Source organism: Pseudomonas sp. LS-2, from assembly GCF_003605735.1.
GTDB lineage: Bacteria > Pseudomonadota > Gammaproteobacteria > Pseudomonadales > Pseudomonadaceae > Aquipseudomonas.
Genome location: NZ_QXTJ01000031.1, coordinates 92,637 through 118,032, shown reverse-complemented (window position 1 = coordinate 118,032; position 25,396 = coordinate 92,637). Strand labels below are relative to the sequence as shown.

Genomic DNA, 25,396 nt, shown 5'->3' with positions numbered 1-25,396 from the left:
GCAGTGACAAAACTGCCCAGATACACCACCTGTCATTTAAGGCGATGACATTAATCGCGACTACCCGTAGTGCGACTAGCCTCTGTAAACTGCGCGCCTGGGTGAAATCGCCGGCCATTAACACGCTGCAAGCCGCGATCGACACGTCCAACCACGAATTCCAAAAGAGCGACCTAGAACATGTCCAAAGTAAAACTGACAACCAACCACGGTGACATCGTCCTGCAACTGAACGCTGAAAAAGCGCCTGTCACTGTCGCCAACTTCATCGAATACGTTAACGCCGGTCACTACAGCAACACCGTATTCCACCGCGTTATCGGCAACTTCATGATCCAGGGCGGCGGTTTCGAGCCAGGCATGAAAGAAAAGAAAGACAAGCGCCCGAGCATCCAGAACGAAGCCGACAACGGTCTGCCAAACAAGAAGTACTCGGTGGCCATGGCCCGCACCATGGAGCCGCATTCTGCTTCCGCACAGTTCTTCATCAACGTCGCTGACAACAGCTTCCTGAACCACAGCGCCAAGACCGTACAGGGCTGGGGCTACGCCGTATTCGGCGAAGTGGTCGAAGGTCAGGACATCGTCGACAAGATCAAAGGCGTCGCCACCACTTCCAAGGCTGGCCACCAGGACGTTCCTGCCGAGGACGTAGTCATCGAGAAAGCAGAGATCGTTGAGTGATACTGCTGATCTCCGATCTGCATCTGGAAGAAGAACGCCCGGACATTTCCCGGGCGTTTCTGGATCTACTGGCTGACCGGGCGCGTGGCGCCGAGTCGCTGTATATCCTCGGGGATTTTTTCGAAGCCTGGATCGGCGATGACGCGATGTCGCCCTTCCAGCGCTCGATCTGCCAAGCCTTGCGCGCCTTGAGCGACAGCGGCACGCAGGTATTCCTGATGCACGGCAATCGCGATTTCATGATTGGCAAAGCCTTTTGCAAGGCGGCTGGCTGCACCCTGTTGAAAGACCCCAGCGTGGTGAATTTCAACGGCGAGCCGGTGTTGCTGATGCACGGCGACAGCCTGTGTACACGCGACGAAGCCTATATGCGCATGCGCCGCTACCTGCGCAATCCACTGACTTTATGGGTCCTGCGCCACCTGCCCTTGAGCACCCGGCACACGCTGGCGCGCAAGTTGCGCAGCGAAAGCCGCGCGCAGACCCGCATGAAAGCCAACGACATCGTCGATGTGACCCCTGAAGAAGTCCCGCGAATCATGTCCGAGTTCGGCGTCAAGACGCTGATCCACGGCCACACCCACCGCCCCGCCATTCACAAATTGCAGATCGGCAACGAGACTGCTCAGCGCATTGTGTTAGGGGATTGGGACCGTGAAGGCTGGGCGTTGCAGGTCGATGAACAGGGCTTTCAACTGACGTCGTTCGGGTTTGTACCGGAACAGCCGTTGGCAATCGGGCATTCCCCCGACTGACAACGCATGATCGTTCCAACGCTCCGCGTGGGAATGCACCTCGTGACGCTCGGCGTCACATCGATGGCGGACGCGGAGCGTCCCAGGCGGTGTTCCCACGCAGAGCGTGGGAACAATCATCTTCCGTGTGAGAGCTGAACCCTATCAATGCCCTGCCCCAGGCCCGGCTTTGGCGGCGAATGGCGGTTTGGCCATCCAGATGATCAGGATCAGCGCCATGAACGCCCAGCCCATCATGTAGAAGTAGTCCACCGTCGACATCATGTACGCCTGGCTGGTAACCATACTGTCCAGCTGGGCATAGGCCTGATTGCTCGCCCCACCCAGGGTTTCCAGCGCGTGCCGCGTGGTCGGCTCGTAGTTGTTCACGCTTTCGCTGAGGTAGGCATGGTGCATGTTGGCCCGGCGGATCCAGATCCAGGTCGTCAACGACGCCGCGAAACTACCGCCCAGGTTACGCAGGAAGGTCGCCAGTCCCGACCCGTCGGCGATCTGCGACGGCGGCAGGTCCGACAACAGGATGCTCAGAGTCGGCATGAAGAACAGCGCAATCCCTGCCCCCATAAACAGTTGCACCAGCGCGATATGTTCGAAATCCACCTGACTGGTGAAATTCGAACGCATGAAGCAGCTCAGACCGATGGCGAAGAACGCCAGTCCCGCCAATAGACGCAGGTCGAACTTGGGCGCGTATTTACCCACGAACGGTGACAGCAGCACCGGCAGAATCCCCAGCGGCGCCACTGCCAGCCCTGCATAGGTGGCCGTGTAGCCCATCTGCGTCTGCAGCCATTGCGGCAGGATCAGGTTGATCCCGAAAAAACCCGAATAGCCCAACACCAGACAAATGGTGCCGACCCTGAAATTGCGGAAAGAGAACAGCCGCAAATTGACCACCGGGTGCTCGTCGGTCAACTCCCAGATCACGAAGGCTGCCAGACCGATCGCCGAAATGACCGTGCCGATGATGATGAAGTTAGAAGAGAACCAGTCGAGGTCGTTGCCCTTGTCGAGCACGATCTGCAAGGCGCCGACACCAATGATCAACGTGATCAGCCCGATATAGTCCATCGGTTGACGAGTAATGACCACCGGCCGTGCCGCCATTTGTGTGCGCACCACGATGGCCGCGAAGATGCCGATGGGCACGTTGATGAAAAAGATCCAGGGCCAGGAATAACTGTCGGTAATCCAGCCGCCGAGAATAGGCCCGGCAATCGGAGCCGCCACCGTGACCATCGCCAGCAGTGCCAATGCCATCCCCCTTTTGGCCGGGGGATAAACCGCGATCAGCAGTGTTTGCGCCATCGGATACAGAGGACCGGCAACCAGCCCCTGCACCACACGAAAGCCCACCAGCTCAGGCATTGACGTCGAAATACCACAGAGAAAGGAGGCGACCACGAACAGCAGGGTCGCCCAGATGAACAGCTTCACCTCGCCGAAACGACGACTCAACCAGCCGGTCAGGGGCAATGCGATGGCGTTGCTGACGGCAAACGAGGTGATCACCCACGTGCCCTGATCCGAACTCACCCCAAGGTTGCCGGAGATGGTTGGCAGCGCCACGTTGGCAATGGTGGTGTCCAGCACCTGCATGAACGTCGCCAGCGACAGGCCGATGGTGCTCAACAGCAGGCTTGGCGGCGTGAAAGAAGCGGGAGCGTTGTTACTCATCGCGAATCCTTTGACACTCGAAATGCGCCCCGACCCAAAGGCCGGGGCGAATGGACCGGCGAATCAGCGCTGGGCTGTCTTGCCCGGGGCAGACGCGCTATTTTCGTGAATCAGGCGGGCGATCAGCGTGTCGGCGTCGGCCAACTGCTTGGCGTAGACGTCAGTGGTGAACGACGCCTGCTTCGGAGGCTGTTGCGCCAGCACCGGACCGCTTTGATCGTGCAGGTCGACATCGACCACCGTGGACAGACCGATACGCAGCGGGTTCTTCGCCAACTCGTCGGGATTGATGTGAATCCGCACCGGAACGCGCTGCACGATCTTGATCCAGTTACCGGTGGCGTTCTGCGCCGGCAGCAGCGCGAAAGCGCTACCGGTCCCGGCACCAACACTGTCAACGGTGCCGCTGAATTTCACATCGCTGCCGTACAGGTCCGCTTCGATGTCCACCGGCTGACCGATGCGCATCTTGCCCAGCTGGGTTTCCTTGAAGTTGGCGTCGATCCACAGCTGATCCAGCGGGATCACCGCCATCAACGCAGTCCCTGGCTGAACGCGCTGGCCCAGTTGCACAGTGCGCTTGGCGACATAACCGGTGACAGGCGCAATCAGCGTGCTGCGCGAATTGCTCAGGTAAGCCTGGCGCACCTGCGCCGCAGCGGCTTTGACGTCGGGGTGCGAAGCCACTTCGGTGTCATCCACCAGCGCAGTGCTGGTCACCAGTTGCTGCTGGATGTTGGCCAATGCGTTCTGCGCGCTGGTCAGGTCATCCTTGGCGTGGGACAGCTCTTCCTGGGAGATCGCCCCGCCCGCCGCCAGGTTGCGACGACGGTTGTAGTTGTCTTGAGCCCTCTTCACCTCAGCGCGCTGGGCAGCCAATTGGGCCTTGATGCCGTCGACGTTGCTGTACAAGCCACGTACCTGACGCACGACCTTGCCCAGATTGGCCTCGGCGCTCTGCAGCGCGACTTCGGCATCGTTCGGGTCGAACTGCACCAGCACCTGGCCTTCGCGGACCAGATCGCCATCGTCGGCGCCGATGCTGACGACAGTCCCAGTCACTTGCGGAGTGATTTCCACCACGTTGCCGTTCACGTAGGCATCGTCGGTGCTTTCGCTCCAGCGACCATAGACTTCATACCAGCCCCAGACGCCAATACCGGCCAGGATCACGATGATCAACAGGCCGAACAGCAGCAGTTTGCGCTTGCGCGGGTTCTTCTTTGGCTGACCGGGCTGGGCGCCCTGGTCGCCGGTATTTTTCTGTTCGTTGGGGTCTTTCTGTTCGGTTGCTGCGTTGTTTTCGCGAGTGGCAGTGGCCATGACGAGTACCTTAATGTGTCAGCGAAGCAGTTGACGGGACGGCCGGGGCGGCGTTTTCGCCGGGCTTGTTCTCTTCGAAGCCTCCCCCCAGGGCCTGCATCAACTGGATCGATAGATCGATTCGTTCCGCGTTGAGATCAGCCAGTTGGCGTTGCGATTGCAGCAGTTGCTGTTCGACGGACAGCACATCGAGGTAGTTGCCAATCCCCGATGAGTAGCGCTGAACCACGGTGTCGTAGGATTTCTGAATAACGTCGGTCGCCTGTTGACGGGCGTCGATCTGGCCGCTGATCGAGCGCAGTTGACCGATGTTGTCGCTGACATCGCCCAGCGCACGAACCAGACTCTTGTTGTACTGCGCCACGGCGAGGTCGTAATCGGCATCCCGCGCATCCAGATCGGCACGGCGACGGCCGCCATCGAAAATCGGCAGCGACACGGTCGGCGCGACATTGAAGAAACGACTGGCCGAACCGAACATCGCGTCCCCCAGCAACGATTCCACACCCGCCGAAGCGCTGAGGTTCAGGTTTGGATAGAAGTTAGTCTTGCTGACTTCGATGTCCTTGCTCGCCGCTTCGACGCGCCAGCGCGCCGCGACCAGGTCCGGACGACGGCCGAGCAACTCGGCAGGCACCACCGACGGCAACTGCACCACGGCAGGTTTCAACACGTTGGGGCGGGCCAGCTCTTCGCCACGGTCCGGGCCTTTGCCCATCAGCACCGCGAGGGAAATCTTCGCCGTGCGCAGGCGTTTCTCGGCATCGACCAGGGCTTCTCGCGAACCGGCTTCCAGGCTCTCGGTCTGCTGGTACTGGTACTCGCTGTCGATCCCCGACTTGAAGCGGCGGGCGCCCAACTCCAGCAGCTGGCGCGTGCGTTTCAGGTCATCGGCCGCCAGATCGCGCACGACATAGGCCTGACCGAGATCGCTGTAGGCGCGGGCGACATCGGCCGCGAGGGTCAACTGCGCCGCACGTTGGTCGATTTCGCTGGCGCGGGCCTGACCCAATGCCGCTTCCCAGGCCGCACGCTGACCACCCCAGAGATCGAAGTTGTAATTGAAGCTGGCGCCCAGGCTACGCAGGGTGCTGTAACGGCTGCCCTGGCCCAATGGGTCCTGATCGCGAGCCAGACGCGAGCGACTGATGCTGGCATCGGCGTCGACGGTCGGCATGCGCTCGGCGTTGGCGGCATATGCAGCCGCTGTCGCTTGATGGGTGCGCGCCGAGGCGATCTGCATGTCCGGGCTGTCACGCAGCGCTTCGGTGATCAGGCCGTTGAGCTGTGGATCGCCGAGACGGGTCCACCAGTCGCGTTTGGGCCATGCGGCGGGCGACAACTGGACGCCGTTCAGGCTTTGACTGGCCTGCAGGTGGTTGGCGTCGATGCCGACGCCTTCGGTGTTCAGGCCTTTGGAGTTGGCGCAACCGGCCATGACCAGCGCGACGAATACCAGGCTTAACGAGGTGCGCAAGGCGTTGCCCTGCTTGGGTCGAATGTTCATTGTTCAGCCAACCGGGCGAGTGTGATGGGATCGGCCGAGGCGACGAGAATCTTGGTGAGGATCTTTTCCAGCGTGGCCAGTTCGCTGTCTTCCAGCATCCCGACCATTTCGTTCATCGCCATCGCGCCAATCTGCGGCAACAGATCGGAAAGCGCCTGGCCGGAATCGGTCAGGACCAGCCGCACCTGGCGACGGTCCGACTCGGATCGCGTGCGCACCAACAGGTCTTTTTGTTCAAGACGGTCGAGCATGCGGGTCATCGAACCGCTGTCCAGCGACAGCATGCGGCACAGATCGGCCGGGGTCTCGGCGCAAAATCTGGCGATCATGATCAACACCTTGAACTGCTGAGCAGTGACGCCCTGAGGTTCGAGATGCTTGTCGAGGATGCGGTTCTTCAACTGCTCGGTACGACCCACCAGCATGCCGAGAAGGCTGTCATTGAAACTTTCGGGAGTGAAGTGCGCCATTGATAGTCACCAATTATCTGCCTAGGCAGTGAATGGATGAAATATTACTGCCTAGGCAGCAATCACACAATGAAACAATTTTTAAGATGCGGAGTTCCGACCGGGCGTGCTTGCCGGATGGGTGGCGAGTGATGGGAGCCAGCGCGCTTCTGCCCGGAGGGCGTGGGAGTCGGGCTTGCCGACGATCGAGCGCGCAGCGGTGGCAAGCTCGGTGTGCCCGGGTCGGAAGGTGGACAGAAATGGTGAGTGCTGCGACTCAATCGTCGGCAAGCCTGACTCCCACGCCTTCGGCAGAAGCGGCTCGCCACGAATCAGAAGGAGTGACTATGCAGGCACACCGCTGTGAAAGCGGAAATCCTCATCCGGGCTTTCGATCAGCTCGCGCTCGGCCAGGCGAATTTCTTCGACCTTGGCGGCGACGTCCGCTTCGTCGCCATAGAGGTAGGCCAGCTTCAGATAATCCTGAAAGTGCCGCGCTTCGGATTTCAGCAGACTGGCGTAAAACTTCGACAGGTCTGCGTCCAGGTGCGGAACCAGCGCAGCGAAGCGCTCGCATGAACGGGCTTCGACGATAGCCCCCACCACCAATGCATCGGTCAGGCGATAGGGGTTGTGGTTGCGCACCCGCTTGCGCAATGAACCGGCATAACGGGCCGAACTGATGTTGGCCATCGGGATGCCACGCTTCTTGATGATGCCGATGACTTGCTCGAAGTGACGCAGCTCTTCTCGAGCCAGACGCGACATCTTGGCCAGCAGGTCGAACTTGTCGTTGTACTGGAACATGAACTGAAACGCCGCGCCTGCGGCTTTCTTTTCATTGTTCGCGTGATCGATCAGCAGGATGTCCAGGTTTTGCAACGCCGCCTGGACCCAACTTTCAGGGGTGGGGCAAAGCAGGAAAGCGTCGACGTCTGGATAGTTCTGCATGGGTTCACGAATGGCTGGGTGGGAAAGGCGCAGCATTATACGGGCCTAGGCGCCCGGAAACAGCTTCTTCGTCAGGAAAGCCATGACTTCGATCAACGTACTGATTGGCGGCGGGCGACTATAGTTAATGCAGCGAACGGTCGACGGACTCGGACAGTTGAACACTTCATGGAAAACTCCAGGGAGATCAGCTCATGCAATTGATTCGCAGGATTCTGGTGGTCATCGAACCCAGCGCCGAGACCGACACGGTTGACAGTCTCGCGATGCGCCGGGCCTGCCTGATCGCCAACGCCACGGATGCCAGCCTGCATTTGCTGATCTGTGACAGTAAGTTCGATCACTCCGAGCTGCTGCGGACGCTGAAACAGGACCTGCAGGCCGAAGAATTCAACGTCACCGCACAGCAGGACTGGCATGAAAGCGTTCATCAAACCATCATCAAAGTGCAGCAGGCGGAAGGCTCGGATCTGGTGATCAAGCAGCACTTTCCCGATAGCACCTTGAAACGCGCCCTCCTGACGCCCGCAGACTGGAAATTATTGCGTTACTGCCCCTGCCCGGTGCTGATGGTGAAAACCGACCGGCCGTGGAAAGGCGCGGTCGTGCTGGCGGCCATCGATGTGGGTAATCCCGATGGCGAACACACTGCGCTGCATGCCAGCATCGTTCAGTACGGCGATACCCTTGCCAGACTGACCGGCATAAAGCTGCACGTCATTACCGCTCATCCCTCCCCCATGATTTCGGCCGCCGACCCGGTGTATCAAATGTCTTCAAGCGATGAGGCCAGATATCGCGAGCAGTGCCGGGCGTTCCAGACCGAATTCAACATCGACGACGCCCACCTGCACATCGCCGAAGGAGCCGCGGACGTGCTCATTCCTCATACGGCTGATCATCTGAAGGCTGCGGTGACAGTGATCGGCACGGTGGGCCGCACGGGGATTCCCGGCGCATTGATCGGCAATACCGCCGAGGTGGTGCTCGATTCGCTGGAAAGCGATGTGCTGGTGCTCAAAAGCGAGGAAAGCCTGAAACACCTGGAAGAGCATCTGACCAGGGTTTGATGGCGGTTATCTTTTGATGGGGTTTTCTGTAGGAGCGCGCTTGCCCCTGAGTTTTATGTGTAGCAGTCCGGCTTGCCGGCGGTGGCGTGTTCATGGTCGCTACCGCCGGCAAGCCGGACTGCTACAGATTTCTGCAACGCTTAGGTGCCGCCCATCGCATCCTTCAGGAAACCCGGTGCGATGTAGCGCTCGTAGTGCGCTTCGGACAGTAGGAAGAATTCCCGATCAATGGCATCACGCAGATCCGGCAGCGGCCAGTCACGGAATTCGGGCAAAAGCACCATGCCGTAAGCATCAAGCTGGTTGATCACCCGTGCGCCCCGTGCAATGAGCTGGTAGGCCCAGCAATATTCGGATTGCTGCGGCACGAAGCGGATCTTGCGCTGTTCCAGCTGCTGGCGCAGTTTGTCAGCGTCGAACACCTCGACCTTGGCCGTCATCACCTGCACCAGCAACTGCTCCAGGCGCAGCCAGACAGCCCGTTTTTCGTCCTCGTTGTAGCCGTTCCAGTGAATCACCTCATGGTGAAAACGCTTGCACCCACGGCACACGAGATCGCCGTAAACGGTGGAGCACAGGCCCACGCAGGGCGTCTTGATCACTTGATTGGACATGGCGGAAAAACACGACGGCGGACGAAACAAGCCCGCATGTTAGCCCTTTGTCTAACGCGGTACACCCTCGAAGATGTAGGGTCTAACTTACCTTTAGTTTTTTTTTGCCGTAGAATCACCGGGCCTTTTAAGGCGCCAATGTCCGTTGGAAGCTGTTTTCAAAGCGTCACGAGCACAGTAAGGGCTCTTACCCGAGCCCACCCCGCAGTCGGTTTGACGCAGGTTCGCCTGCGTTCCCTCCCCAGAACCGTTCATGCAGGCGTAAAACTTTGAAAACAGCTTCTGTTGGAAATCGTCAGCTTCCCGCCAAGAAACTCAAAAAGTTTTGACATGCGCGGTCGCGGACTTTTTCCGGATGAGCGTCCCGGACACCCATTTGGGACCACTGATGAGGGTAATACTGTGCTTGAAGCCTACCGTAAACACATCGAAGAGCGTGCCGCCCAGGGTATCGTGCCCCAGCCGCTTAACGCCGAACAAACCGCAGGCCTGGTCGAGCTGCTGAAAAACCCACCGGCTGGCGAAGAAGCTGTTCTGCTTGACCTGATCACCAACCGCGTCCCACCAGGCGTTGACGAAGCTGCCTACGTCAAAGCCGGTTTCCTCTCCGCTCTGGCCAAGGGCGAAGTCACTTCCCCTCTGCTGGACAAGAAACGTGCTGTAGAACTGCTCGGCACCATGCAGGGCGGCTACAACATCGTGACCATGGTTGACCTGCTGGACGATGCCGACCTGGCACCGGTTGCTGCAGAACAACTGAAACACACCCTGCTGATGTTCGACGCCTTCCACGACGTCGCTGAAAAAGCCAGGAACGGCAACGCACACGCTCAAGGCGTGCTGCAGTCCTGGGCTGACGGCGAGTGGTTCCAGAAGCGTCCGACCCTGGCCGACAAGATCAGCCTGCGCGTCTTCAAGGTCACCGGCGAAACCAACACCGACGACCTGTCCCCTGCGCCTGACGCCTGGTCCCGTCCAGACATCCCGCTGCACGCCCTGGCCATGCTGAAAATGGCTCGCGACGGTATCGTGCCTGACGTGCAAGGCTCCATCGGCCCGATGAAGCAGATCGAAGAAATGCGCGGCCAGGGTTTCCCTATCGCTTACGTCGGTGACGTGGTCGGTACCGGTTCCTCGCGTAAATCGGCGACCAACTCGGTGCTGTGGTTCTTCGGCGACGACGTTCCTTACGTCCCGAACAAGCGCGCTGGCGGCTTCTGCTTCGGCAGCAAGATCGCTCCGATCTTCTACAACACCATGGAAGATGCGGGCGCACTGCCAATCGAATTCGATGTGACCAACATCAACATGGGCGACGTGATCGACGTTTACCCATACGAAGGCAAAGTCTGCAAGCACGACAGCGACGAAGTGATCACCACTTTCGAACTGAAGACTCCGGTCCTGCTGGACGAAGTCCGCGCTGGGGGCCGTATCCCGCTGATCATCGGTCGTGGCCTGACCGGCAAGGCTCGCACCGAGCTGGGCCTGCCGCCTTCGACGCTGTTCAAGCTGCCTGAAGTTCCTGCCGCCAGCACCAAGGGTTTCACCCTGGCGCAGAAAATGGTCGGCAAGGCGTGCGGCACCGACGGTATCCGTCCGGGCACTTACTGCGAACCGAAGATGACCACCGTCGGTTCTCAGGACACCACAGGTCCCATGACCCGTGACGAACTCAAAGACCTGGCGTGCCTGGGCTTCTCGACCGATCTGGTGATGCAGTCCTTCTGCCACACCGCTGCTTATCCAAAGCCGATCGACGTCAAGACTCACCACACCCTGCCTGACTTCATCATGACCCGTGGCGGCGTTTCGCTGCGTCCAGGCGACGGCATCATCCACAGCTGGCTGAACCGCATGCTGCTGCCGGACACCGTCGGTACCGGTGGTGACTCGCACACCCGTTTCCCGATCGGCATCTCGTTCCCGGCGGGTTCCGGTCTGGTCGCGTTCGCCGCTGCCACCGGCGTCATGCCGCTGGACATGCCGGAGTCGATTCTGGTTCGCTTCAAAGGCAAGCTGCAACCTGGCGTCACCCTGCGTGACCTGGTTCATGCGATCCCTTACTACGCGATCCAGAAAGGCCTGCTGACTGTCGAGAAGAAAGGCAAGAAGAACGCCTTCTCCGGCCGCATCCTGGAGATCGAAGGTCTGGAAACCCTGACCGTCGAGCAAGCCTTCGAACTGTCCGACGCTTCGGCCGAGCGCTCTGCCGCCGGTTGCACTATCAAGCTGTCGAAAGAGTCGATCGCCGAGTACCTGAAGTCCAACATCACCCTGCTGCGCTGNGCGTCGTGCTCAGGCGATGGAAGCCTGGGTTGCTAACCCAGAGCTGCTGGAAGCTGACAAAGACGCCGAATACGCTGAAATCATCGAGATCGACCTGGCCGACGTCAAAGAGCCTGTGCTCTGCGCGCCGAACGACCCGGACGACGCCCGTCTGCTGTCCAGCGTTGCTGGCGAGAAGATCGACGAAGTGTTCATCGGTTCGTGCATGACCAACATCGGCCACTTCCGCGCTGCGGGCAAGTTGCTGGATCAGGTCAAGGGCCAGCTGCCCACACGTCTGTGGCTGTCGCCGCCGACCAAGATGGACGCTCACCAGCTGACCGAGGAAGGCTACTACGGCATCTACGGCAAGGCTGGCGCGCGCATGGAAATGCCGGGCTGCTCGCTGTGCATGGGCAACCAGGCACGTGTCGAGCCGAATTCGACCGTTGTGTCGACGTCGACCCGTAACTTCCCGAACCGTCTGGGTGATGGCGCGAACGTTTACCTGGCTTCGGCCGAGCTGGCGTCCGTAGCCTCGATCCTGGGTCGCCTGCCGACCGTCGAGGAGTACATGGAGTACGCGGGCAAGATCGACAGCATGGCGGCCGATGTCTACCGCTACCTGAGCTTCGACCAGATCGCCGAGTTCCGTGAAGTCGCAGCGAACGCCAATATCCCGGTTGTTCAAGCGTAAGAGCGAAACACAGCGTTGAAAGAACCCCACTTCGGTGGGGTTTTTTTATGGGGTTGGGTTCATTCAAGGGCATCCATGTAGCGTCATCAAGCCAGGCCAAAAAAAGCCCCACATCTCTCGATGCAGGGCTTGATTTACAGCTCAGCGACAAACCATCAAACCACAGCCGTCTGCCCGCTCATGGCCAGATCCAGCAGCTCGCGGTTGGCGACGGCGTACATCGCGTAGTCGTTGCCGCTCGCGGCACGCAGCTCGACCAGCATCGCGCGCCAGCGCTCGACCATCGGCATGTGCTGTTCCAGCCACAGGTTCAGGCGTTCTTCCACATCCGCAGGGCCGTTAGGCATCTGCAGCACGGAAACCGTGATCGCCCGTTGCTGCCAGTCGATGTCGTCGCGGAACGCCTCGCGGGCCAGGGCCTGCCAGTTGTTCTCCACCGGCAGCGAACTGATCTGCTGCAGGTACCAGGTCACGTCCAGCGAACTGCCCACCGCGAAGTACACCTTCGCCACATCGGCCGCATTCTGGCCGGTGACGTCGGAGGCTTCGATGATCGGCAACAGCGTGTACAGGTGCGTGGTGCCCGCGACCATACGCGCCAGCAACTCCGGCACGCCGGCCTCGACGTACTCCTGATACCGCGCCTGCCAGACTTCCCGGGTCGGGCCTTCCAAAAGTTCGTCCAGTTTGAGCCCCAGCGCAGCGATGTGCGGGCCGAAGTGCGCAACATCGCGTGCCGCGTCCAGTTCGTTGCGACGGCTGCGCAAGAACCAGCGGGTAGCACGGCGACCCAGACGCATCAGTTCATCCATCAGCGCCAGCTGGATTTCAGCCGGAACCTTGTAGTCCAGCGCCTCGATCTGACGGAACCAGTGGGGCAGATGGAAGATGTCACGCACGATCACGTAAGCACCGGCCACGTTGGCCGCACTCATGCCGGTCGACTCTTTGAGCCGCTGCACGAAGGTGATGCCCATGTGGTTGACCATGTCGTTGGCGATCTGAGTGCTGACGATTTCGCGCTTCAGGCGGTGGCGACGCATTGACTCGGAGAACTTCGCACCCAGCGAGGGCGGGAACGCGGTTTCCATGTCGCGGGCCAGGTAATCGTCGTCCGGCACGCGGGATTCCAGCAGCGCCTCGTTGAGGTCGATCTTGCTGTAGGAGATCAGCACCGACAATTCGGCGCGGGTCAGGCCTTTCTGCTCGGCAATCCGCTCAGCGAGTTGCTCTTCGGTCGGCAGGAACTCGATGGCGCGGTCCAGCTTGCCACGGGACTCCAGATCGCTCATCAGGCGCTTGTATTCAGCGATGCGCTCGTAAGCACGGCGCGCCGCCAGCGACAGGGCCTGAGTCTGCTTGTAGTTGTTGCCGAGCACCAGATTGCCGACTTCCTCGGTCATGCTCTCGAGCAGCAGGTTGCGCTGCTTCTCGGTCATGTCACCGGCCTGCACCACTTCGTTGAGCAGGATCTTGATGTTCACTTCGTGGTCGGAGCAGTCCACACCGGCCGCGTTATCGATGAAGTCGGTGTTGGTCGCGCCGCCGAGCAGGCCGAATTCGACCCGGCCCAATTGGGTCATGCCCAGGTTGCCGCCCTCGCCTACCACCTTGCAGCGCAACTGGCTGCCGTTGACGCGCAGAGCATCGTTGGCCTTGTCGCCCACGTCGGCATGGGTTTCGCTGGTGGCCTTGACGTACGTGCCGATGCCGCCGTTCCACAACAGATCCACCGGTGCCTTGAGCAGCGCGTGTATCAGTTCGGTCGGGGTCAGCTTGTCGGCGCTGATGTCGAAGCGCTCTTTCATCTGCGGGGTGATGGTGATGCTCTTCAGGCTGCGCGGAAAGATACCGCCGCCTTCGGACATGATGCTGGTGTCGTAATCGGTCCAGGCCGAGCGCGGCAAGTCGTACAGACGACGACGCTCGGCAAAGCTGCTGGCCGGGTCCGGATTAGGGTCGATGAAGATGTGCAAGTGGTTGAATGCTGCGACCATCTGCAATTTGTCGGACATCAGCAGGCCGTTGCCGAACACGTCGCCGGCCATGTCGCCGATGCCGATCACGCTGACGCTGTCCTGTTGAACATTGATGCCGCGCTCGCGGAAGTGACGCTGTACGCCGACCCACGCGCCCTTGGCGGTGATGCCCATTTTCTTGTGGTCGTAACCAGCCGAACCACCGGAGGCAAACGCATCGCCGAGCCAGAAGCCATAGTCGATGGCGATACCGTTGGCGATGTCGGAGAAGGTCGCCGTGCCTTTGTCCGCTGCCACCACCAGATACGGATCATCGTCGTCATGACGCACGACATTGGCCGGCGGCACCAGCGCGCCATCCTTGAGGTTGTCGGTGATGTCCAGCAGGCCCGAAATGAAGACGCGGTAGCAGGCGATCGCTTCGGCCTGGATCTCGTCGCGGGTGCCGGTGGTCGGCAGACGACGCGGCAGGAAACCGCCCTTGGCGCCCACCGGCACGATGACCGAGTTCTTGACGTGTTGCGCCTTGACCAGGCCCAGCACTTCGGTGCGGAAATCCTCTTCGCGGTCGGACCAGCGCAGGCCGCCCCGTGCGACGTTGCCGAAGCGTAGATGCACACCCTCGACCCGTGGCGAATAGACGAAAATCTCGAACTTGGGCACAGGCTTAGGCAGTTCGGGAATCAGGCGCGGGTTGAACTTGAAGCTGAAGTAGCTCTTGTTCTGGCCATTGGCGTCGGTCTGATAGAAGTTGGTGCGCATGGTCGCCTTGATCAGATCAAGGTAGCGACGCAGGATGCGGTCTTCGTTGAGCACCTGAACGTCGTCCAGCGCCGAGAGAATCGCCGTTTCCAGACGCTGCTGCATGTCGTCCAGATCGCCGCCGGACAGCTTGCGCGCCAGATAGAAGCGGGTCTTGAACAACCGGGTCAGTTCACGGGCGATGTCGGCGTGGTTGTTCAGGGTGCTGGCGATATAACCCAGATCGAAGCCCAGACGAATTTGCTTCAGGTAGCGGGCATAGGCGCGCAGCAACGCCACATCGCGCCACGGCAGGCCGGCCGTGAGCACCAGACGGTTGAACGCGTCGTTCTCGGCTTCGCCACGGACGATGTGGACGAAGGCGTCCTGCAGGGTGTCGTTGAGCTGTTGCAGGTCCAGGTTCAGGCCTTCGCCATAGGTGAAGGCGAAATCATGAATCCAGAACTCGCGACCGTTGGTGTGACGCAGGCGATACGGGAATTCGCCCAGCACGCGCAGGCCAAGGTTTTCCAGAATCGGCAATACGTCGGACAACGCCAGCGGGGTGTCGGCGTGATACAGCTTGCAGTGCAGCTGCGCCTTGTCGCCGGACAGCGGCTGATAGAAGCTCATGACCAGCGGATTGGCTTCAGTCAGGTTCAGCAAATGCTGCATGTCGACCACGGCCGAGTGCGCAGCGAAACGCTCGCGGTAGCCGGCCGGGAAGCCTTTCGGGAAGTCGGCCAGAACGTTGGTGCCCTGGGCCTCACCGAAGCTTTCAACGACCAGACTGGCGTAATCGTCCTTCCACGAACGACAGGCCTGGATGACTTCGTTTTCCAGTTGCTGCGGGTCGATGTTCAGGGAGACCTTGGGGTCCACTCGCAGGATCAACTGCACCCGAGCCAGCACCGACTCGGAGAAGAAGGTCCAGAACTCGCAATCGCTGGCCTTCAGACGTTCCATCAGCACCTGCTGGATCTTCTGGCGCACTTCGGTCGAATAGATGTCGCGCGGCACGTAGGCCAGGCAGTAGCAGAAGCGGCCGTAAGGGTCCTTGCGCAGGAACACGCGAATCTTGTTGCGCTCCTGGATCTGCACGATGGACATGACGGTGGTGAACAGCTCGTCCACCGGGGTCTGGAACAGGTCGTCGCGGGGCAGCACTTCAACGACTTGCGCCAGTTCTTTGCCCAGGTGCGCCTTGGCGTCGAACCCGGAACGGCGCTCGACTTCGGCGACCTTGCGGCGGATGTAAGGGATGTTGCGCACGCTTTCGCCATACACCGAGGAGGTGTAGAGGCCCATGAAGCGGCATTCCTTGATGACGTTGCCGTCGGCGTCGATCTGGCGGATCGACACGTAGTCCGGATACGCCGGGCGGTGCACGCGGCTTGGATGCGCGGCTTTGGCGAAGGACAGCAGGGTCGGCTCGTGCAGGTAATTCACCGCATAGCCTTCGATGTGCAGGTCGTCGGCAGTAAGCCCTGCGCGCAGCAATTTGGTCAGGCCCAGGAACGAGGACTGATCGTAGGTCAGTTGCCCGCCTTCGCCGTCGCCGCTCACGGTGAACTCTTCATAACCGAGGAAGGTGAAGTGGTTGTTCACCAGCCACTCGAGGAACACCTTGACCTCGGCCTTCTCCTCCGCATCGACGTTGTAGTCGATGGCATCGATCCCGGCCAGCAGTTCGTTGAGCTTGGCTTTCATCGGTTCGAAATCTTCGACCGCGACGCGTACTTCACCCAGCACCTGCTCCAGTTCGCGCGCCAGCACGTTCAGCTCGGCGGCGTTGGCACAGCGGTCGATTTCCAGGTACATCAGCGATTCTTGCAGCACGCCGTCGCCGGTGGTGCCCTTGGGCAGCAGCTCGACCAACTGACCTTTCTCGTCACGACGCACGCTCAGAACGGTGGTCTGCAACGTGTGGATGCTGTAGCCGCGACGGTTCAGCTCGGTGCGAACCGAATCGACCAGAAATGGCAGGTCGTGGTGCAACACCTCAACGGCGGTATGGGTGGATTGCCAGCCATGACGCTCGTAATCGGGGTTGTAGACGCGGACCTCGGGTTTGCTGTGCTGAAAACGCTCGAGCAGACGCCAGGCAGAAAGCGTGCAGCCGGCGAGGTCGGAAAGCCTGCGCTGGGTCAGTTCGTCCAGGGAAATGATGCCGAAGAATTGATCGGCGAACAGCGCCACTTGTGGCAGTGCCTGTTCACTGATGTGCTGGGCCAGTGCCGCTTTCAGTTGGTGCTGGAAGTCGGACTTGCTGGCTGCGGTGAAGAACGCCATCTGTGGTACTCCGCTTGGCTTGGCTTTTATATAGGAGAGATGCGTGTTTCGGGGTCGTGCCTGTGTGTGGTTGCCGCGTTTGCGCCTGTTCGATGATAGTCAGCAAAACGTGACAACGAGCAGTGTATGAACACGTGCCTCAAGTACTAACGCTCGTCGTGTGTGCGTCGTCACATTGATTCGACCCAATGAAGATCGGCGCGGCGTCTGCCCAGGCAGGCTCGGCCACACGTCCGTTCATCTGCTGCGCAGCTTAACGACAGCGACCACGCGCCTGCTTGCGGTGCTGCGACATATTCGGACATCGGGTTGCAACGGATTGTTTCCCATATACGCAGGCTGGTGCCTGGAAAACGCTGGAGCTGCTGAAAACAGACACCTGTAGCAGTCCGGCTTGCCGGCGGTGGCGTCTGTGGTATCGCTGCCGCCGGCAAGCCGGACTGCTACAGAGGGGATCGCCGTATTTTCTGTACGCAGGCAATATTTGCTCAGGACTGGCAAAATCTCCTCCTGGCCCCGAACCGAAACAGGAATCACGCCCATGAAGATGACCACCGACAGCTTCATCTATAACCCGTGCGACGAGGAAGAAGATGACATGGCGCTGGCCTGCTGCCATGCCAGCAACGGCGACCTTTTCATGCTGGCGCGGTTTCCGGACGAGGACGAAGTCGATATCACCTTCCGCGACGACACCATTCATGTCGATACGCGCCTGATGGTCACGTTCAGTGCCACGCGCCTGCTGGTCGAGATCGATACTGAAGACGCGAAACCGTTCGGCGGTGAGTACGCGTTCGAAATCACCCACAGCACGCCGCCCAGCGAACTTGGCGATCTGGACGAAACGTTGCGCATCATCCTCAAGGGGGTCGGGACTTACGTCAGCGAAGTCGGCTGACCACTGCGCCCCCCTTCCTCCACCGCTGCGACCAGTTCCTCGACCTCGGCTGGGAACGTCCTGCCGCCGTCCGCGGCCATGTACCGAACGTAGCAGCGGCGAGATGCCGCTGCGTGCCTGACGGTGTGGCCGTGATTCGCCCTTGCGCTTGCCTGTCTCGTTCAAGCCTTTGACCTGTTCGGCAACCCCCTTCCCTGCGTCGATCGCGCTGTAACGGACATGGACGATGATGTCATGCGCAGCTCAGCGCCAGCTCCGCCGCCTGACGCTATGCGTCGGTCGCGTGAAATCCCCCAACCTGTCTGACAATTCTGATATTTCCCCCGCAAACCTGTGCAATGACTGAAAAAACCCCCTTGCCCGGTTAGTCGCCAACCCCTCGGATGGATTAAAGTAACGCCCCCAGCTTCGGTGCCGTTTTGGCGCTGCCGCCTACCCTGCCAGGAACCGTCATCGATGGAACATCGTGAAGCGTTGATCGCGCTGCGAACCTTTCTCTCCACTCAGATCCTGGGGCAGGAGAAACTGGTCGAGCGCCTGCTGATCGCGCTGCTTGCCGACGGCCATATGTTGGTCGAGGGCGCTCCGGGTCTGGCCAAGACCAAGGCGATCAAGGAACTGGCCGAAGGCATCGAAGCGCAATTCCATCGCATTCAGTTCACCCCCGACCTGCTGCCCGCCGACATCACCGGCACCGAGATCTACCGTCCGGAAACCGGCAGTTTCGTGTTCCAGCAAGGCCCGATCTTCCACAACCTGGTACTGGCCGACGAAATCAACCGTGCCCCGGCCAAGGTGCAATCGGCGCTGCTGGAGGCCATGGCCGAGCGCCAGGTCAGCGTGGGACGCAGCACTTACGACCTGTCGCCGCTGTTTCTGGTGATGGCGACCCAGAACCCCATCGAACAGGAAGGCACCTATCCGCTGCCCGAAGCCCAGCTCGACCGCTTTCTGATGCACGTCAAGATCGGCTTCCCCGACGCCAACGTCGAACGCAAGATTCTGCAGCAGGCCCGTGGCGAGGCATTGAATGGCGAAACCAAGCCCGAACGCCGTGTCACCCAGCAGGCAATCTTCGCCGCGCGCAAGGAAATCCTCGGGCTGTACATGGCCGACGCGGTGGAGGAATACCTGGTGCAACTGGTCATGGCGACCCGCACTCCCGCCAAGTTCGACGCCGAGCTGGCCGAGTGGATCGGCTACGGCGCCAGCCCCCGCGGCTCGATTTCCCTGGACCGCTGCGCCCGGGCCCACGCCTGGCTCGCCGGTCGCGATTTCGTCAGCCCCGAAGACATCCAGGCGACGGTCTTCGACGTGCTGCGCCACCGCATCATTCTGTCGTTCGAAGCCGAAGCCGCGGGCATCGATCAGGACCGCGTGATCCAGCGCATTCTCGACGTCGTTGCCGTCGCCTGATCCCATGCAACCCTATCTGATCTCCCAACCGGGCATCCGCATCAGCCTCGCCGAGCTGATCGAGATGCGTCATCGCGTGCGGGAAGTTCAGCTGTTTTCATCGCCCAGCCAGCGCAGCCCGCTGATCGGCCTGCACCACTCCAAGCTGCGCGGTCGGGGCGTGGACTTCGACCAGGTGCGGGTCTATCAGGCCGGGGACGACGTGCGCACCATCGACTGGCGCGTCACGGCCCGCACGCAGGAGCCGCACACCAAACTGTTTCACGAAGAGCGCGAGCGGCCGATTTTCATCATGGTCGAACAAAGCCATCGGCTGTTCTTCGGCTCGGGGCTGATGTTCAAATCGGTACTGGCGGCGCAGGCAGCGGCGTTGATCGGCTGGGCCGCGCTGGGCCACAACGACCGGGTCGGCGGGCTGGTATTCGGCGACAACGAGCACTACGAAATCAAGCCGCGACGCAGCAAGCAAAGCCTGCTCCAGTTGCTCAACCGTCTGGTGCGGGTCAACCAGTCGCTGCATACCGAGGCCGCAGCGGATCGCGACACCTTTGGCGTGGCCCTGCGCCGGGCGCGAGAAGTGCTGCGGCCGGGCAGTCTGGTGTTCGTCCTGTGCGACGAGCGCGCACTGTCCGATTCCGCCGAACAGCAACTGACGCTGCTCTCCCGCCATTGCGACCTGCTGCTGTTGCCGTTGTCCGACCCGCTGGATCACGCGTTGCCGGCTGCCGGGCTGCTGCGCTTCGCCGACAAGGGCGCGCAACTGGAGCTCGACACCCTCAACCCCGACCTGCGCCAGACTTACCGCGCTCAGGGCGAAGCGCGGCAGGCACGCTGGGAGTTGCTGGCCAAGAAGCTGCGGGTGCTGATGATTCCGTTGAGCACCCAGCAGGAAATGGTCGAACAACTGCGCGATTACCTCAACGCCAGACAACCGGTAAAGCAGAAATGAGCCTGCTGGACCAGTTGCAACCCTTGATCCAGCCAGAGCCCGTTGCGTTCTGGCCCCCCGCCCCCGGCTGGTGGCTGTTGCTGGCGCTGATTCCGCTGCTCGGTTATGGCCTGTGGCGCGCGCGGGTGCTGCTGCCGAAAAAGGCCGCCCGCGAGAACGCCGAACAAGCACTGGACCCGCTGCGGCAAGCCGCGTTGATCGAACTCGCCCAACTGCCAAAACCCTACGATGGCGCACCCGCCGGTGCCTGGCTGCAACAGATCAACGGCCTGCTCAAGCGTCTGTGCCGCAACCATTACCCCTACAGCCAGAGCCATACGCTCAATGGCCGCAAATGGCTGGCGTTTCTCGACAACCGCTGCCCCGCTGCGGGCCTGACCCGCTGGATGATTCTGGTAGAAGGCGCCTACAAGCCCGAGTGCAAACTCGACGACAAGGCCATCAATGGCCTGACCCAGTCGGTCGAGACCTGGATTCGCAAACATGTTTGAGTTCGCCTGGCCATGGGTCATCGTCCTGTTGCCGCTGCCCTGGTTGCTGCGTTTCGTGCTGCCGGTCGCCGACAGTGGCGAAGCGGCGCTCAAGGTCAGTTTCCTCAATGAGCTCGAAGGTCTGGCCGGCCGGCGTGCTCGCGCGCATTTACCGGGCTGGCGTCGACAGTTGCCCTTCGTGACGGTCTGGCTGTTGCTGCTGGTCGCCGCTGCCCGGCCGCAATGGCTCGGCGAACCTCTGCCGGTGGCGTCCAGTGGTCGGGATCTGCTGGTGGCCGTGGACGTGTCGGGCTCGATGGATTACCCGGACATGATCTGGCAGAGCGACGAGGTCAGCCGCCTGACCCTGGTCAAACAGTTGCTCGGCGACTTTCTCGAACAGCGCCAGGGTGACCGCGTCGGTCTCATCCTGTTTGGCAGTCAGGCCTATTTGCAGGCCCCGCTGACCTTCGACCGCAAGACAGTACGCGTCTGGCTGGATGAGGCGCGAATCGGCATCGCCGGCAAGAACACCGCCATCGGCGATGCTATCGGCCTGGCGTTGAAACGTCTGCGCGCGCGTCCTGCGCAGAGCCGAGTGCTGATTCTGGTGACCGACGGCGCCAACAATGCCGGTCAGATCGATCCGGCCACCGCGGCCCGGCTGGCGGCGGGCGAAGGCGTGAAAATCTACCCGATCGGCATTGGCGCAGACCCGGACAAGGGTGCGACCACCATTCTGGGCCTCAACCCAAGCCTGGACCTTGACGAGCCGTCGCTGCGAGAAATCGCCGAGATCACCGGGGGCCGGTACTTCCGTGCCCGCGACGGCGCAGAGCTGATAAAGATCGGCCAAACCCTCGACACCCTGGAGCCTGTCACCCAGCAACCGACCCAGGCCCGTCCGGCGCGAGCGCTGTATCACTGGCCACTGGCGCTCGCGCTGGTGCTGAGCATTGTGTTGGTGATTCACGAACGCTGGCCGCACAACCCGGTGTATCGCTTCATCTCCCGGCAACCGGCGCTGCATCCCGGCACGCAGTGGCGTCAACGCTTCAAGCGTTTGCGGAGGCGCGGATGAGCGTGTCGATCCTGACCCTTTGGCCGCACTGGTTGCGCCTCTGGTGGCTGCTGCTTCTGCCGCTGCTGGGCTGGTTGCTGTGGCGACTGTGGAACCGCAAGAAACGCGTCGGCCGCTGGCAGATGATTCTGCCCCGCGCGTTTCATTCTGTCCTGCTCAGTGGCGGCAGCGGTCACGAAAGCAAGCTGCCGTGGATCGCGCTGGGGTTCGGCTGGCTGCTGGCGTTGCTGGCGTTGCTCGGGCCCAGCTGGCAGCGGGTCGAACAGAGCAGCCAGAAACCGGTGGACCCGCTGGTGGTGTTGCTGGAACTGACCCCGGAAATGCTCGCCGCCGACAGCCCGCCCTCACGCCTGGAGCAGGCGCGACGCAAGCTGCTCGATCTGTTGCAGGTTCGTCGCGATTCGCAGACCGCGATCATCGTCTACGCCGGCAGCGCCCACACGCTGGTGCCGCTGTCCGATGACCTGACCACCAGCAAAAACCTGCTGGACGCGGTAAGGCCCTCGATCATGCCGGAAAGTGGTCAGCGCGCCGATCTGGCCGTGCTCAAGGCGCTGGACCTGCTCAAACAGGGCGATCTGGGCCAGGGGCGGCTGCTGTGGATCGGCTCGTCGCTCACCGATGCAGAGCGTCGGGGCATTCGTTCGGCCATGCCCGGCCACGCCCCGCAGCTGTTGATGCTCGGCGTCGGTACCGCCGAGGGCGCGCCGGTGACGCAGGAAAAAGGCGGTTTCCTCAAGGACGCCCAGGGGGGCATTCTGGTGCCGCGTCTGGACGGCGTGAGCCTCACGGAGTTCGCCGACGAGCTGGGTGGGCATTACAGCCAGCTGCGGCTGGACGATGACGATCTTCGCGAACTCGGATTGCTCGACGGCCCCAAAGAGCTGCGCAGCCACGGCCAGACCGTGCAGCTGGACAGCTGGGCCGATCAGGGTTACTGGCTCTTGCTGCCGCTGCTGTTGCTGGCGGCCTGTGCGGGCCGACGAGGGTGGGTGCTGTGCATGCCATTGTTGATGCTGATGCCGCAACACAGCTACGCGTTCGAATTCACCGATCTGTTTCTTCGCCCTGACCAGCAGGGGCAGCATTTGCTGGAGCAGCAACACCCCGCCGAGGCCGCCCGGCATTTCGAGGATGTGCAGTGGCAAGGCATCGCACTGTACGAGGCCGGTGACTTTGCTGGCGCCGCTCAGCGCTTCGCTCAAGGCAATACGGCCACCGACCATTACAATCGCGGCAATGCCCTGGCCCGCAGCGGCGAGCTGGAAGCGGCCATCGACGCTTACGAACAAGCGCTGGACCGTCAACCCGAGTTTTCGGCCGCCGCCGCGAACAAGGCGCTGGTCGAACAGTTGCTGGAGCAGAACAAACAGGCAGCGGCCCAAGATGCCAGCGAAGGCAAGACCGAGGGTGATGAAAACGCGGGAAACCCGAGCGCAGGCAGTTCCGATCAGCCGCAATCTAACCAGCAGGCATCGGATCAGCACGCGGAGGAAAACGACAGCGGCCCCGGCACTCAGGAAATGTCCGGTGGTGCCGGAACCTCTGACTCGATGCCCGATGACGATGAACCCACCCGTGCGCCGAGCCGCCCTGCCGACAGCCAGATCAGCGGCGAACAGCGTCAGGCACTCGAACAATGGCTGCGACAGATTCCCGATGAGCCCGGTGAACTGTTGCGGCGAAAATTCTGGTACGAACAACAGCAGCATCAGGAAAAAGCCCGATGAGTCGTGTGCACACTGTGGTAATCGCCTGGATGCTGTGCCTGTTCGCCCTGGTGGCGCAGGCCGACGCGCCTGCTGCATCCTTGCAGGCCAGCGTCGACCGCACGCGGGTGAACACCGGCGAGACCGTCGAACTGACACTGGAATCCGATGACGCCACCCTGTTCGGCAAGCCTGACATGACCGCGCTGGAAGCGGATTTCGAAGTGCGCGACACGCGCCAGCTCAATAGCCTGACCACGCTTGAGGGCAACGTGCACGCGACCACCCGCTGGCTGATCACCCTGATGCCCAAGCACAGCGGTTCGATCGACATTCCGGCGCTGAAGCTCGGCGAACTGGTCAGTCAACCCATCGCCTTGCAGGTGGTGGAGGTCGAGTCGTCGTCACCGTCGCAGGAGCAGAAACTGGCCCCGGTGTTCATGGAAGCCAGCCTGGATCAGGACTCGGTTTACGTGCAGGCCCAGGCGGTGCTGACCGTGCGCATCTATCACTCGGTGTCGCTGTTCGACGACAGCAACCTGACGCCGTTGCAGGTGCCCGATACGCGCATTGAAAAGCTCGGCGACACCCGCACCTATGAAAAGCAGATCAACGGCATCCGCCACGGCGTGATCGAAATGCGCTACGCGCTGTATCCCCAGCACAGCGGCGACATGACCATCCCGGCGCAGGAGTTCAGCGCGACGATGGTTCAGGACATCCCGCAGACCCAGGCCGCAGCGACCAGCCAGCCTGCGGTGGCCACCAGTCCCCAGCCTGGCAAGTTGATGCGGGTGATGTCCGATCCGCTGCCGCTGAAGGTCAAGCCGCAACCGGAACACTACCCGGCCAATACCCCGTGGTTGCCGGCGCGCAGCATCACTTTGAGCGAAAACTGGAGCCCGGACCCGGCGCACACCCAGATCGGCGACTCGCTGACCCGCACGCTGGTGATCAAGGCCGAAGGCCTGTCCAGCGCGCAATTGCCCCCGCTGCCGGCGACCGACGTCAGCGCCCTGCGTCGCTATCCGGATCAACCGCAACTGAGCAATCAGGCCAGTGAGCGAGGGTTGCTCGGCAGCCGCGAAGAACGCGAAGCGCTGGTGCCCAACCGGCCCGGCGCCATCGATATTCCGGCAGTGGACGTGGTCTGGTGGAACACTCTGGAAGATCATCTGGAACACAGCTCGCTGCCCGCGCACACCCTGCAAGTGAGCACCAACCCGGCGCTGGCGGTGGACATGCCGGTCAGCGACAACAGTGGCGTCACCGTCATCGGCCCACCGGTATGGCCGTGGCAACTGAGCACGGTGCTGTTGAGTTTCACCACACTGGCGGGCTTCGGCCTGTGGTGGCGGGGGCGCTGGCAACCGGCGTTGACACGCGTTGCCCAGGCCGGACCGAGCCCTCGAACGGTGCTCGACGACCTGAAACGCGCAAGCCTTGCCAACGATCCGCTGGCGACCCGTCAGGCACTGGACGCCTGGGCCCGTCAGCAGCCCGAAACCCTGGCCGACATGGCTGCACGCTTCGTGCCGCTGTCCGATGCGCTCGACGGCCTGAACGGCGCGCTGTACAGCGAGACCGGCAAACTGTGGCTGGGCGAGGACTTATGGAAGGCGGTCAAGGCATTGCCGGCCGTGGAAAAACCGATCGACCCGAATGGCGCGGAAAGTTTGCCGCCGCTGTATCCGAAATGATTTCTCTGTATCGATGCGCCACGTCGCGCATTGATCGTTCCTCGCGCTGTAAGTGGGAACACAACCCGTGACGCTGCGCGTCGCATTGGCCGCAGAGGGGCCGACCCGGCCTTCCCACGCTCAGCGTGAGGAGCGACCATCGGGGTTGGCTTGCGGCCATGAA

18 protein-coding genes and 1 pseudogene are annotated in these 25,396 nt (G+C 61.4%); 12 read left to right on the top strand and 7 right to left on the bottom strand.

Going from position 1 to position 25,396, the window contains the following annotated elements; all coding sequences use genetic code 11:
* Positions 1-180: 180 nt before the first annotated feature.
* Together D3M70_RS17875 and lpxH are read left to right on the top strand one after the other, a co-directional pair.
* Positions 181-684 carry a peptidylprolyl isomerase gene (locus D3M70_RS17875; RefSeq protein WP_120127039.1) on the top strand — a complete coding sequence of 168 codons (504 nt, stop codon included), beginning with the start codon at positions 181-183 and terminating at the stop codon, positions 682-684.
* Positions 681-1,439, top strand: a complete 759-nt coding sequence (gene lpxH, locus D3M70_RS17870; RefSeq protein WP_120127038.1) for a UDP-2,3-diacylglucosamine diphosphatase — start codon at positions 681-683, stop codon at positions 1,437-1,439. The genes D3M70_RS17875 and lpxH overlap by 4 nt, the downstream gene beginning before the upstream one ends.
* A 144-nt stretch (positions 1,440-1,583) precedes the next feature.
* Here the strand turns inward: lpxH and D3M70_RS17865 are convergent, their stop codons facing one another.
* The 5 genes from D3M70_RS17865 to D3M70_RS17845 form a co-directional block, all read right to left on the bottom strand.
* Complete coding sequence (locus D3M70_RS17865; RefSeq protein ID WP_120127037.1) at positions 1,584-3,116, bottom strand: DHA2 family efflux MFS transporter permease subunit; 1,533 nt, start codon at positions 3,114-3,116, stop codon at positions 1,584-1,586.
* Between the two features lie 63 nt (positions 3,117-3,179).
* Positions 3,180-4,439 (bottom strand): HlyD family efflux transporter periplasmic adaptor subunit, encoded by a 1,260-nt coding sequence (locus tag D3M70_RS17860; RefSeq protein ID WP_120127036.1) that lies wholly within the window; start codon positions 4,437-4,439, stop codon positions 3,180-3,182.
* A gap of 10 nt (positions 4,440-4,449) precedes the next feature.
* Positions 4,450-5,946 carry an efflux transporter outer membrane subunit gene (locus D3M70_RS17855; protein WP_120127035.1) on the bottom strand — a complete coding sequence of 499 codons (1,497 nt, stop codon included), beginning with the start codon at positions 5,944-5,946 and terminating at the stop codon, positions 4,450-4,452.
* Complete coding sequence (locus tag D3M70_RS17850; RefSeq protein WP_120127034.1) at positions 5,943-6,416, bottom strand: MarR family winged helix-turn-helix transcriptional regulator; 474 nt, start codon at positions 6,414-6,416, stop codon at positions 5,943-5,945. Before D3M70_RS17850 ends, D3M70_RS17855 begins: the two co-directional genes overlap by 4 nt.
* Positions 6,417-6,740: 324 nt before the next feature.
* Complete coding sequence (locus tag D3M70_RS17845; protein WP_120127097.1) at positions 6,741-7,346, bottom strand: tRNA-(ms[2]io[6]A)-hydroxylase; 606 nt, start codon at positions 7,344-7,346, stop codon at positions 6,741-6,743.
* 194 nt (positions 7,347-7,540) lie between these two features.
* On the opposite strand from D3M70_RS17845, the gene D3M70_RS17840 reads away from it, so the two are divergent.
* Positions 7,541-8,416 carry a universal stress protein gene (locus D3M70_RS17840; RefSeq protein ID WP_120127033.1) on the top strand — a complete coding sequence of 292 codons (876 nt, stop codon included), beginning with the start codon at positions 7,541-7,543 and terminating at the stop codon, positions 8,414-8,416.
* A gap of 140 nt (positions 8,417-8,556) precedes the next feature.
* On the opposite strand, the gene D3M70_RS17835 is transcribed toward D3M70_RS17840, so the two are convergent.
* Complete coding sequence (locus D3M70_RS17835; RefSeq protein WP_120127032.1) at positions 8,557-9,030, bottom strand: DUF1289 domain-containing protein; 474 nt, start codon at positions 9,028-9,030, stop codon at positions 8,557-8,559.
* 402 nt (positions 9,031-9,432) lie between these two features.
* Here D3M70_RS17835 and D3M70_RS17830 point away from each other — a divergent pair.
* Together D3M70_RS17830 and D3M70_RS33340 are read left to right on the top strand one after the other, a co-directional pair.
* Positions 9,433-11,318 (top strand): annotated as a pseudogene (locus D3M70_RS17830) (bifunctional aconitate hydratase 2/2-methylisocitrate dehydratase); the annotation flags it as partial.
* A gap of 1 nt (position 11,319) precedes the next feature.
* Positions 11,320-11,995, top strand: a 676-nt coding sequence (locus D3M70_RS33340) for an aconitase family protein (protein WP_256659902.1), incomplete at its 5' end; no start/stop codon positions are given.
* A 155-nt stretch (positions 11,996-12,150) separates the two neighbouring features.
* Here the strand turns inward: D3M70_RS33340 and D3M70_RS17825 are convergent.
* Positions 12,151-17,007 (bottom strand): NAD-glutamate dehydrogenase, encoded by a 4,857-nt coding sequence (locus D3M70_RS17825; RefSeq protein WP_120127031.1) that lies wholly within the window; start codon positions 17,005-17,007, stop codon positions 12,151-12,153.
* A 541-nt stretch (positions 17,008-17,548) separates the two neighbouring features.
* On the opposite strand from D3M70_RS17825, the gene D3M70_RS17820 reads away from it, so the two are divergent.
* The 7 genes from D3M70_RS17820 to D3M70_RS17790 all read left to right on the top strand — a co-directional run bounded on the left by D3M70_RS17820 (position 17,549) and on the right by D3M70_RS17790 (position 25,233).
* Positions 17,549-17,908, top strand: coding sequence for a hypothetical protein (locus D3M70_RS17820; RefSeq protein ID WP_120127030.1), 360 nt, complete (start codon positions 17,549-17,551; stop codon positions 17,906-17,908).
* A 456-nt stretch (positions 17,909-18,364) separates the two neighbouring features.
* A complete protein-coding gene (locus D3M70_RS17815; protein ID WP_120127029.1) occupies positions 18,365-19,324 on the top strand; it encodes a MoxR family ATPase in 960 nt (319 codons plus the stop codon).
* A gap of 4 nt (positions 19,325-19,328) precedes the next feature.
* Positions 19,329-20,273: a DUF58 domain-containing protein gene (locus D3M70_RS17810; RefSeq protein WP_120127028.1), complete on the top strand. Its 945-nt coding sequence runs from the start codon at positions 19,329-19,331 to the stop codon at positions 20,271-20,273.
* Positions 20,270-20,764: a DUF4381 domain-containing protein gene (locus D3M70_RS17805; protein WP_120127027.1), complete on the top strand. Its 495-nt coding sequence runs from the start codon at positions 20,270-20,272 to the stop codon at positions 20,762-20,764. The genes D3M70_RS17810 and D3M70_RS17805 overlap by 4 nt, the downstream gene beginning before the upstream one ends.
* On the top strand, positions 20,757-21,824 hold the full coding sequence (locus tag D3M70_RS17800) for a VWA domain-containing protein (RefSeq protein WP_120127026.1): 1,068 nt from the start codon (positions 20,757-20,759) through the stop codon (positions 21,822-21,824). The genes D3M70_RS17805 and D3M70_RS17800 overlap by 8 nt, the downstream gene beginning before the upstream one ends.
* Before the next feature lie 8 nt (positions 21,825-21,832).
* Positions 21,833-23,554, top strand: coding sequence for a VWA domain-containing protein (locus tag D3M70_RS17795; protein WP_120127096.1), 1,722 nt, complete (start codon positions 21,833-21,835; stop codon positions 23,552-23,554).
* Entirely contained in the window at positions 23,551-25,233 is a 1,683-nt protein-coding gene (locus tag D3M70_RS17790) for a BatD family protein (protein WP_120127025.1), read from the top strand. Before D3M70_RS17795 ends, D3M70_RS17790 begins: the two co-directional genes overlap by 4 nt.
* The last annotated feature ends 163 nt before the right edge of the window (positions 25,234-25,396 follow it).

Excerpts from the sequence above, each read along its gene's own strand:
- D3M70_RS17875 (WP_120127039.1), top strand. The coding sequence starts at position 181 with ATGTCCAAAGTAAAACTGACAACCAACCACGGTGACATCGTCCTGCAA.
- D3M70_RS17865 (WP_120127037.1), bottom strand. The coding sequence starts at position 3,116 with ATGAGTAACAACGCTCCCGCTTCTTTCACGCCGCCAAGCCTGCTGTTG.
- D3M70_RS17860 (WP_120127036.1), bottom strand. The coding sequence starts at position 4,439 with ATGGCCACTGCCACTCGCGAAAACAACGCAGCAACCGAACAGAAAGAC.
- D3M70_RS17855 (WP_120127035.1), bottom strand. The coding sequence starts at position 5,946 with ATGAACATTCGACCCAAGCAGGGCAACGCCTTGCGCACCTCGTTAAGC.
- D3M70_RS17850 (WP_120127034.1), bottom strand. The coding sequence starts at position 6,416 with ATGGCGCACTTCACTCCCGAAAGTTTCAATGACAGCCTTCTCGGCATG.
- D3M70_RS17845 (WP_120127097.1), bottom strand. The coding sequence starts at position 7,346 with ATGCAGAACTATCCAGACGTCGACGCTTTCCTGCTTTGCCCCACCCCT.
- D3M70_RS17840 (WP_120127033.1), top strand. The coding sequence starts at position 7,541 with ATGCAATTGATTCGCAGGATTCTGGTGGTCATCGAACCCAGCGCCGAG.
- D3M70_RS17835 (WP_120127032.1), bottom strand. The coding sequence starts at position 9,030 with ATGTCCAATCAAGTGATCAAGACGCCCTGCGTGGGCCTGTGCTCCACC.
- D3M70_RS17825 (WP_120127031.1), bottom strand. The coding sequence starts at position 17,007 with ATGGCGTTCTTCACCGCAGCCAGCAAGTCCGACTTCCAGCACCAACTG.
- D3M70_RS17820 (WP_120127030.1), top strand. The coding sequence starts at position 17,549 with ATGAAGATGACCACCGACAGCTTCATCTATAACCCGTGCGACGAGGAA.
- D3M70_RS17815 (WP_120127029.1), top strand. The coding sequence starts at position 18,365 with ATGGAACATCGTGAAGCGTTGATCGCGCTGCGAACCTTTCTCTCCACT.
- D3M70_RS17810 (WP_120127028.1), top strand. The coding sequence starts at position 19,329 with ATGCAACCCTATCTGATCTCCCAACCGGGCATCCGCATCAGCCTCGCC.
- D3M70_RS17805 (WP_120127027.1), top strand. The coding sequence starts at position 20,270 with ATGAGCCTGCTGGACCAGTTGCAACCCTTGATCCAGCCAGAGCCCGTT.
- D3M70_RS17800 (WP_120127026.1), top strand. The coding sequence starts at position 20,757 with ATGTTTGAGTTCGCCTGGCCATGGGTCATCGTCCTGTTGCCGCTGCCC.
- D3M70_RS17790 (WP_120127025.1), top strand. The coding sequence starts at position 23,551 with ATGAGTCGTGTGCACACTGTGGTAATCGCCTGGATGCTGTGCCTGTTC.